Here is an 8,658-nt window from a genome sequence, read left to right on the forward strand (position 1 = left end):
GGCGAACACGCGCCCATGCTGGAAGGTGCGCGCCAGGCCGCGCGCGGCGAGCTGCTGCGCGGGCAGGCCCGTGATGTCCTGCCCCTCGAACAGCACCTGCCCTTGGTCGGGCCGATCCAGGCCGGTCACGAGGTTGAAGAGCGTGGTCTTGCCGGCCCCGTTGGGCCCGATCACGCTGAGCAGTTCGCCCTCGGCCACGTGCAGGTCGACCGCGTTCACGGCCGTGAGGCCGCCGAAGCGGCGCACCAGGCCGCGGATCTCAAGCAGCGATGGCATCGCCCGCTTCCTTCGGCGCGGTGGCGGCCTGCGCCTTCGAGTTCACGAGCTTCACCTCGGCGCGGATGCTCTGCGGGTTGCGCAGCAGGTTGAGGATCGGGCAGTTGCGCTCGACCGCCTCGAACAGCGCGTCGATCTCGGCGCGGCTCGCGGGCGAATCGATGTGCACCGTGTAGCCGATCTGGTGCGGCCAGATCGGCGTGCTCTCGTGGCCCGGCTTGCCGCCGCGCGGATCGATGACGCCGGTGACCTCGACCTCGAGGCTTTCGAGCGGCACCTGCCGCTCGGCCGCCTGGATCAGGAAGATGTGCGTGACGCAGGTGCCGAGCACGCCGAGCTGCAGCTCGGGCGAGCTGGGGCCGAGGTCGTAGCCCGCGAAGTTCGGCGGGCTGTCGCTGATGACCTGGTGGTCGCGGATGCGCAGGCGGCGCACGCCGCTGCGGCCCTCGGCCTTCACGCTGGCCTTCAGTTGCAGCGGCTGCGCGCTGCCCGCGTCGACGGCGGCATTGCGCGCCAGCACGGCGGCGCGCTTCTCGGCGAGGTAATCGTTGAGATGGCTCATGGTGTGCGGTTCTTTCTTCAGACGGTGCCCAGCAGGCCTTGCGGGCGGAAACGGATCAGCAGCAGCAGCGCGACGCCGTAGATCAGCATGCGGTACTCGGCGGTGACGCGGAACAGTTCGGGCAGGCTCACGAGCGCAACCGCGCCCAGCAGCGCGCCGCTGATGTTCCCGAGCCCGCCGAGGATCACCATGGTGAGCGCCAGGATCGAGATCTGCGAACCGAAGGTCTCGTGGTTGATGTACGAGTACATGTGGGCCGTGAAGGCGCCGCTCACGCCGGCCGCGAAGCCGCCGAAGCCGAAGGCCAGCGCCTTGTAGCGGTCGGGGCTCACGCCGTAGGCGCGCGCGGCCACCTCGTCCTCGCGCACCGCGCGGAAGGTGCGGCCCAGGTGCGAGCCCAGCAGCCGCCACTGCAGCAGCGCGAGCAGCACCATGGCGCCGAACGAGGCCCAGTAGATCGCGCCGTTCGACGAGGCGTCGCGCCCGAACAGCGACAGCGGCGGTATGCCCGAGACGCCGATCGGCCCGCGCGTGAGGCTCTCCCAGTTGAGGATGGTGAGCGCCACGATCTCGCCGATCCCCAGCGTGGCGATCGACACGTAGTGGCCGCGCAACCGGAAGGCCGGAAAGATCAGCGCGGTGCCGATCAGCGAGGTGAGGATGCCCGCCAGCACGATGCCCGTGCCCACCGGCAGGTGCAGGTCGAGCACCAGCAGCGAGGAGGCATAGGCGCCGATGGCCAGCAGCCCCGCATGGCCGAGCGAGATCTGGCCCACGGTGCCCGCCACCAGCGTGAGGCTCAGCGCCAGCGCCGCATAGAGCCAGGCGTTGGTGAGCGTCTGCAGCAGATAGGGCGAGGGATCGATGAGCGGCAGCAGCACCGCGGCCGCGAACAGCGCCACGAGCAGCCGGCGCGGCACGCGCCAGGGCTTGCTCGGCGCGATGAAGGTGCCGGTCAGCGGCTCGGGCGGCAGCGCGCGCTTGCGGCCGAACAGGCCGTTGGGCTTCCACACCAGGATCGCCAGCAACAGCGCGAAGGCGAACAGGTTGCGATAGGGCGTGCCCAGCAGCGCCACGCCGTAGCTCTCGATCAGCCCCAGCAGCAGGCTGCCGACGATGGCGCCCGGCACGTTGCCCACGCCGCCGACCACCGTGGCCACCACGCCCTTGAGCGTGGCCTGGAAGCTCATCGCAGGGCTAATGTTGTTGTAGTACATGCCCACCAGCAGGCCCGACAGCCCGCCGAGCGCGGCCGCGATCGCGAACACGGTCTGGTTCACGCGGTCCACGTCCACGCCCATCTGCTGCGCCGCATCGCGGTCCTGTGCGGTGGCGCGCACCGCCCAGCCGAGCCTGGTGAAGCGCAGGAAGCCGAACAGCGCGGCCGCGCTCGCGAGGCCGATGCCCGCGATCAGCAGGTCGAGCGCGCCGATGGTGCCGCTGCCGACCTGCAGCCGCCAGTCGGGCAGCGCCGTGGGCAGCGCGCGCGGATCGGGGCTGAAGACCAGCTGCACCAGGATGTCGAGCACGAAGCTGATGCCGATGGTGGCCAAGAGCGGCGCGATGCGTGCCGCGCCCTGCAGCGGGCGCAGGCCCACGCGCTCGATCAGCATGCCGAGCGCGCCCGAGCCCAGCACCACCAGCGCGATCGTCACGGGCAGCGGCGTGTGCAGGTAGGTGATCGAGGCCCAGCCGATGTAGGCGCCGACGGTGTAGACCGAGCCGTGCGCGAAGTTGATCAGGTGCGAGACGCCGAAGATCAGCGCCAGCCCGACCGCCAGCAACGCATAGATGTTGCCGATGATCAGGCCGTTGACCGTGTAGTCGAAGAAGGAGCCGAAGTTCATCGAAGGGCCGCCCTCTCCTCACGGAAAGGCGCGCCGTGCGCGAGCACGTTCATTGGGTCGAGGCCAGCGCCGCCTTCTCGTCGAGCTGCGCCCATTTGCCGTCCTTCACCACCAGGTTCACGCTCTTCACGCCGATCACGCGGCGCGTCTGCGGATCGAAGCTGGTCTTGCCGAAGATCACGCTGGGCACGTCCTTGATCTTGTAGAAGGCGTCGCGCACCGCCTTGCGGTCGGCGTTGGGGCCGGCCTGGCGCAGCGCGGCCGCCGCGTACACCACGGCGTCGTAGGCATAGGCGTTGAAGGCGTCGGGTTCCTTGTCGTACCTGGCGCGGAAGCTCTTCACGAAGTCGCGCACCTCGGCGCGCGGCTCCTCGGGGAAGAAGGCGGTGTTGGTGTGGATGCCGTTGACCGCGGCGCCGCCGAGCTCGATGAACTTGGGCGAATAGACCGAGCCCACGGCCGCGATCGGCTGCTTCAGGCCCACGTTGCGCACCTGGCCCGCGATGAGCGCGCCGTCGGGGTAGTAGGAGATCAGCACCAGGCCGTCGGGGTTGGCGTCGCGCACGCGCACGAGCGTGGAGCGGAAGTCCTTCTCGTCGGGCTGGTAGCCCTCGGCGATGGCGAGCTGCGCGCCGCGTTCCTGCGCGGCCTTCACCAGCACGTCCTTGCTGGTGCGGCCCCAGTCGGTGTTGAGATAGAGCACCGCGATGCGCTTGAAGCCCAGTGTCTTGACCGCGAGGTCTGCCAGGAGCGGCTGCGCGTCGGCCTGGCTGATCGACGGGCTCCAGATGTAGTCGCCGCCCTTGGTGAAGTCGGGGTGCGAGTTGGTGAAACCCAGTTGCACCAGGCCCGCGCGCTGGTAGATCGGCGAGGCCGCCATCGAGGCCGGGCTCGAGAAGTCGCCGAGCTCGATCAGCACGCGCTTGTCGTTCACGAGCTTCTGCGCGATCGCGACCGACTGGCGCGGATCGCTCTGGCTGTCCTCGAAGTTGTAGGCCAGCGGCCGGCCATGGATGCCGCCCTGCGCGTTGATGTGCTCGAGCGCGAGGTCGAAGCCCGCCTTCCACTGCGCGCCGTACTGTGCGTTCTGGCCGGTCAGCGGACCGCTGACGCCGAACCAGACGGGCTCGCCGCTGGCCGGCGCGGCCAGGACGGGTGCGGACAGCGCGAAGGCGGCGCCGGCCAGCGACAGCGCGGCGATCCGGTGCAGGAAGCGTTGGCGGGAGATCGGTGTTGGCATGGTGTGGGGGTCCCGGGCATGAAGATCAGGCCGGCCATTCTTCGCGTTGCCCGGGGTCGCTGGAACGAAAAAAAGCGCTGCGCGATATGCGTTTTCCGAGCAAGCCATGTCGCGCTGTTCGCACTCTTGCAGGCCGGACATATGCATGACTGAAAACATTCGTTGGATAGGCATCGGCCGCGCTCGGACACTCGCCGCTTCGAATATTCCGGTGGAGAAGCCCTGATGACCGACTCTCTTTCCTCGCGCCTGCCGCCTTCGCGCCGCAGCGTTCTTCAAGCCGGCGCCGCCGCCGCCGTCGTGGGCTCCGCGGCCCTGCTCGGCGCCTCGGCCTGGTCGCAACCGCGCAAGCTGACCTTTGCCTGGAGCCAGGCCGGCTTCTGCCTCGCGCCCGTGCCGGTCGCGCTCGAGCGCGGCTTCTTCGAGAAGAACGGGCTCGACGTCGAGCTGCTGAACTGGGCCGGCTCATCCGACCAGATGCTCGAGGCACTGGCCACCGGCAAGGCCGACGTCGGCGTGGGACTGATCCACCGCTGGGTCAAGCCGCTGGAAGCCGGCTTCGACGTGAAGGTGGTCGGCAGCGTGCACGGCGGCTGCCTGCGGCTGGTGGGCGCCAAGGCCGCCGGCGTGACCACCGAGCTCGCGAGCCTCAAGGGCAAGACCATCGGCGTGTCGGACCAGAACAGCCCGGCGCGCCAGTTCTATGCGATCCATCTCGCGAAGAAGGGCATCGACATCGAGAAGGACGTCGACTGGCGCGTCTATCCGGCCGACCTGCTCGACATCGCCGTGAAGAAGGGCGAGATCCAGGCCATTGCCGATGGCGACCCGAACGTCTACCTGATCGAGAAGCGCAACCCCGGCGTCTTCACCGAAATCGCCAACAGCGCCAAGGGCGAGTACGCCGAGCGCCTGTGCTGCATCGTCGGCGCGCGCGGCGAGTTCGCGCGCAACGACAAGCCGCGCGCCGCCGCCACCGTGCGCGCGCTCGCGCAGGCTTCCGACTACGTGGCCGAGAACCCGAACGAGTCGGCCCGCATCTACGCCAAGTACGCACCCAAGGTCGCGGTGGAAGACCTGCAGAAGCTGTTCACCGAACTGACCTACAAGCACCATCCGGCGGGCAAGGCGCTGCGCAACGAGGTGGAGGCGTTTGCGACGGACTTCCGGAATGCGGGGATCCTGAAGAAGAGCACGGACGTGGTTCGGTTTGCGAACCACGTGTCGTTGGACGTGCTGGCTTGAGGGGCTACATGCCGGGTGGCTTCTCGAAGAAGAAGCAGTCCGGCAGGATGGCCGGCGCGATGTGGTCGATGTCTTTGGCCGACACGCCGCAAGCGAAGAAGCCGTCGCGCCAGTGCCGGATTCCATCGACCAGCCGATCGATGTGCCCGCGCGCCTCTTCGGTCGACAGACCGAAGCGCCCGGCCTGCGACAGCAGGTTGTAGATGCTGGCCGTGCGGCCGTGATCGCCGACGGTCAAGGCCAGGTCGCGCCGCTCCAGGCTGACCATGGGCGCGGGCACGAGGTCGTAGGCCGGAGACAGGCGCCATCCCTTCTGCCTTCGCAGCAGGGCGTGGTTGCGTGGATGATCGTCGTTGTTGGTCACGGCGGCATTGAAGACCATCCGCCTGAACAGCTCGGTGCAGTCGGCTTCCGGCTTGTCGGACCAGCGACGCAGGTTGTCGGCCAGCAATGGGTAAGACCAGCGTTCCCGGTCCAGGTGGCTGTCGCCGCAGTCGAGCACCGTCAGCCCGCTGACGAGACCGAAGCGCAGATAGCCGTCGTCGGTGTGGTCGCGATCGAAGCGCTGCAGCATCAGCACGTCGCTCTGGCCGACCGCTTCCAGCTTGGCCTGGGTGACGTTCAGGCCGCAACGGCGCGCCAGGTCCAGCGTCGCGAACTCGACGCGCTGCAGATTGAAGCGGTCGCCTCTGGCGGGAAACTTGCCGAGCCAGAGGCTTCGCGCGTCCTCGATCGTGGCCTTGGGCCGCGCGCCGCCCATGCTGGTGCCTGGATCGAGCTGTTCGAGCAGATGCGCGGCCACCGGTCGGCCCTCTTCGATCGCCTGCGTGGCCGCGATCAGCTCGGCCAGTTGGTGCGTGCGGTTGTAGTGCCGCCTGGGCGCGGGCGGTTCGACCTTCAGGCCGAAGCTCAGGTAGCCGGCCCCGTCCTGTGGCCCGTGCAGCAGATAGTCGATCTCCTCGAGATCGCCCGCGCTGCGCTCGAGCTTGTGCTCGATCACCCGCCGTCCCCAGGCGTCGGGGCCGGCGTCCCGCACCGCGCCCGGAATTCCCTTGAGCTGCGTGAACTCGAAAACCTCCTTGGCGAGGGGCAGGCGGAAGGGATCGAGCGCAACCGCTTCCTTGCGCTGAAGGTAACGGTCACCGTAGCGAAAGCGACCGATCCGCGTGCCATCGGCCAGTGTCTGCACGCGGAGCAACGCCGCCGGCACCGTCTCCAGGGTGCCGGGAAGCTGGATGTAGACGTAGGCTTCGCGCTCAGAAGTCATAGTCGTCGTTCGTCTTGCGGACCTTGCCCGCGCGCGTGGGTCGGTGGGATGCTTCGAGTGCCTTGCCGTGCAGATCGCCGTCGGGATCCGCCACCGCGTCCAGGGAGTTGTCGAGACCCAGCGCCCACAGCACGGTGAAGCACACGCCGATCGCCGTACCCGGCTTCCCGAGTTCCAGCGCGGTGAGCGTGTTGCGGTTGATGCCGGCCTTGCCCGCCAGATCGGCCACCGACCAGCCACGACGTATGCGTGCGACACGGATGCGCTGCCCCAGCCGTGCAACATGCTCGGCGGCTTGGGTGGGAATCGAGAAATTGCTCATTCAGTTAGGCATAAAGTCGCTTAATGCCCATTATGTTAGGCATTTTGACTTGATGGCGCAAGCAGGAATACAAGCTCGGCGGGACGGGTTCGGATCGGTCGCTCGCCCCCGCTTTTCCGCATATCCACATGCGCAAAGAGCGCATGCAACCCATGCGAACTTTCCTAGCATCGGGCGCAGCATCCATTCCACCCAGCGCGCCCGCGCTCCCACGCCATGTCCTCCGTGCTTGCCGCCGAACGGCCGACCGTTGCCGAACCTTCTTCCGTTGTCCCGTTCAGGATCGCCGCGATCGACGCATCGCTCGGCGCCGAGGTCACCGGCCTCGATGCCACGCGTCCGGTGCCGGCTGCGCAGGTGCGTGCGCTCAAGGAGGCACTGCTCGACCGGCATGTGCTGGTGCTCAAGGAACAGCGGCTCGACGACGCGCAGTTCGAGCGCCTGGCCAGCTACTTCGGCGCCGTGTTCCGTCCGCCGTCGAACGTGCCGGTGCTCGGCTCCGATCCCTACGGCGGCAACACGCCCGACATCGTGCGGGTGTCGAACGTCGATGGCGGCGTGCTCGGCCATGACGAGCTCGCGGCGCATGCCGACCACCACTGGACGCCGGTGCCGTCGTCGGGCTCGCTGCTCTACGGCATCGAGGTGCCCTCGGAGGGCGGCGACACCACCTGGTACAACCTCGCGGCGGCCTGGGACGAACTCGATGCGGGCACCCAGCGCGAGATCGAGCACCTGCGGCTCATCACCTACAACCCCTTCCTGCGCAAGCTCAAGCCGCTCACCACCGGCTTCCCGCTCTACCGCACGCCCGACATCACGCCGCTCGAGCCCTTCGAGGTGCATCCGCTGGTGCGCACCCATCCCGACAGCGGCCGCCGCATCCTCTATCTGGGCGCGCGCACCGAGGTCGAAGTGGTGGGCGTCGATCCGCAGTACGGCGCCGCGCTGATCGCGCGCCTGCGCCAGCACCTGCTGCAGCCGCGCTTCGCCTACACGCACCGCTGGAGCGTGGGCGACATCGTCTACTGGGACAACCAGGCCACGCTGCATGCGCGCAGCGCCTTCGACAACGGCGAGCGCCGCGTGCTCAAGCGCATCAGCCTCTCGGGCAGCCGCCCGTACTGACACCGCCGCCGGCCCTTCCCACCCGCAGCGCGATGCGCGCCACCGCCCCGCGCGGCGGCGCGCGCGCGAGCCAGCCATGTCCCTCCCCCGCCGTCCCATCCTGCTGAACGCGTTCGACATGAACACGCCCAGCCACCTGACCCACGGCCTGTGGCGGCATCCGCGCGACCGCGCCACCGACTACAAGCGGCTGCCCTACTGGCTCGACCTCGCGCGCACGCTCGAGCGCGGGCTGTTCGACGGCCTGTTCCTCGCCGACGTGACCGGCGTCTACGACGTCTGGGGCGGCAGCCCCGAGGCCGCGCTGCGCCACGGCATCCAGGTGCCGATCAACGACCCGGCCGTGCTCGTGAGCGCGATGGCCAGCGTCACGCGCCACCTGGGCTTCGGCATCACGGCCACCATCGCGGCCGAGGCGCCGCATGCCTTCGCGCGCCGCATGTCCACGCTCGACCACCTGAGCGAGGGCCGCATCGGCTGGAACATCGTGACCGGCTTCCTCGACAGCTCGGCGCGCGCGCAGGGCGCGGCCGCCGCCACCGGCCACGACCGGCGCTACGACTTGGCCGACGAATTCATGACGCTGGTCTACCGCCTCTGGGAAGAGAGCTGGGACGACGACGCGGTGATCGCCGACCGCGCGCGCGGCATCTATGCCGACCCCGCGCGCGTGCGCGCCATCCGCCATGCGGGCGAAGGCTGGCGGCTCGATGCGGCGCATCCCTGCGAGCCTTCGCCGCAGCGCACGCCGCTGCTGTTCCAGGCCGGCGC

Annotated in this window: 9 protein-coding genes; 3 read left to right on the plus strand and 6 right to left on the minus strand. The window is 69.0% G+C overall.

Annotation, left to right across the window (positions count from 1 at the left end; translation table 11 throughout):
* The 4 genes from AC27VN_RS24160 to AC27VN_RS24175 all read right to left on the minus strand — a co-directional run.
* The coding region (locus AC27VN_RS24160; RefSeq protein ID WP_490878149.1) for an ATP-binding cassette domain-containing protein at nucleotides 1–276 on the minus strand (276 nt) is incomplete at its 3' end.
* Nucleotides 260–838: an OsmC family protein gene (locus AC27VN_RS24165; RefSeq protein ID WP_490878150.1), complete on the minus strand. Its 579-nt coding sequence runs from the start codon at nucleotides 836–838 to the stop codon at nucleotides 260–262. The genes AC27VN_RS24160 and AC27VN_RS24165, both read right to left, overlap by 17 nt.
* Nucleotides 839–855: 17 nt before the next feature.
* A complete protein-coding gene (locus AC27VN_RS24170; RefSeq protein WP_490878151.1) occupies nucleotides 856–2,685 on the minus strand; it encodes an ABC transporter permease in 1,830 nt (609 codons plus the stop codon).
* 49 nt (nucleotides 2,686–2,734) lie between these two features.
* Nucleotides 2,735–3,925, minus strand: a complete 1,191-nt coding sequence (locus tag AC27VN_RS24175; protein WP_490878152.1) for an ABC transporter substrate-binding protein — start codon at nucleotides 3,923–3,925, stop codon at nucleotides 2,735–2,737.
* Between the two features lie 225 nt (nucleotides 3,926–4,150).
* Between AC27VN_RS24175 and AC27VN_RS24180 the strand changes: the two genes are divergently transcribed.
* A complete protein-coding gene (locus tag AC27VN_RS24180; RefSeq protein WP_208509415.1) occupies nucleotides 4,151–5,170 on the plus strand; it encodes an ABC transporter substrate-binding protein in 1,020 nt (339 codons plus the stop codon).
* Nucleotides 5,171–5,174: 4 nt separating this feature from the next.
* Here AC27VN_RS24180 and AC27VN_RS24185 read toward each other — a convergent pair whose 3' ends face one another.
* Both AC27VN_RS24185 and AC27VN_RS24190 read right to left on the minus strand, forming a co-directional pair.
* Nucleotides 5,175–6,437 (minus strand): type II toxin-antitoxin system HipA family toxin, encoded by a 1,263-nt coding sequence (locus tag AC27VN_RS24185; RefSeq protein WP_490878153.1) that lies wholly within the window; start codon nucleotides 6,435–6,437, stop codon nucleotides 5,175–5,177.
* Nucleotides 6,427–6,759: a helix-turn-helix transcriptional regulator gene (locus tag AC27VN_RS24190; RefSeq protein ID WP_490878154.1), complete on the minus strand. Its 333-nt coding sequence runs from the start codon at nucleotides 6,757–6,759 to the stop codon at nucleotides 6,427–6,429. The genes AC27VN_RS24185 and AC27VN_RS24190 overlap by 11 nt, the downstream gene beginning before the upstream one ends.
* A 216-nt stretch (nucleotides 6,760–6,975) precedes the next feature.
* Here AC27VN_RS24190 and AC27VN_RS24195 point away from each other — a divergent pair, with 216 nt between their 5' ends.
* Together AC27VN_RS24195 and AC27VN_RS24200 are read left to right on the plus strand one after the other, a co-directional pair.
* Nucleotides 6,976–7,887, plus strand: coding sequence for a TauD/TfdA dioxygenase family protein (locus AC27VN_RS24195; protein WP_490878155.1), 912 nt, complete (start codon nucleotides 6,976–6,978; stop codon nucleotides 7,885–7,887).
* Between the two features lie 76 nt (nucleotides 7,888–7,963).
* Nucleotides 7,964–8,658 (plus strand): NtaA/DmoA family FMN-dependent monooxygenase (locus AC27VN_RS24200; RefSeq protein WP_490878156.1); only part of this gene is annotated, 695 nt, incomplete at its 3' end.

The organism is Variovorax sp. 20P10.2.4, from assembly GCF_058244205.1.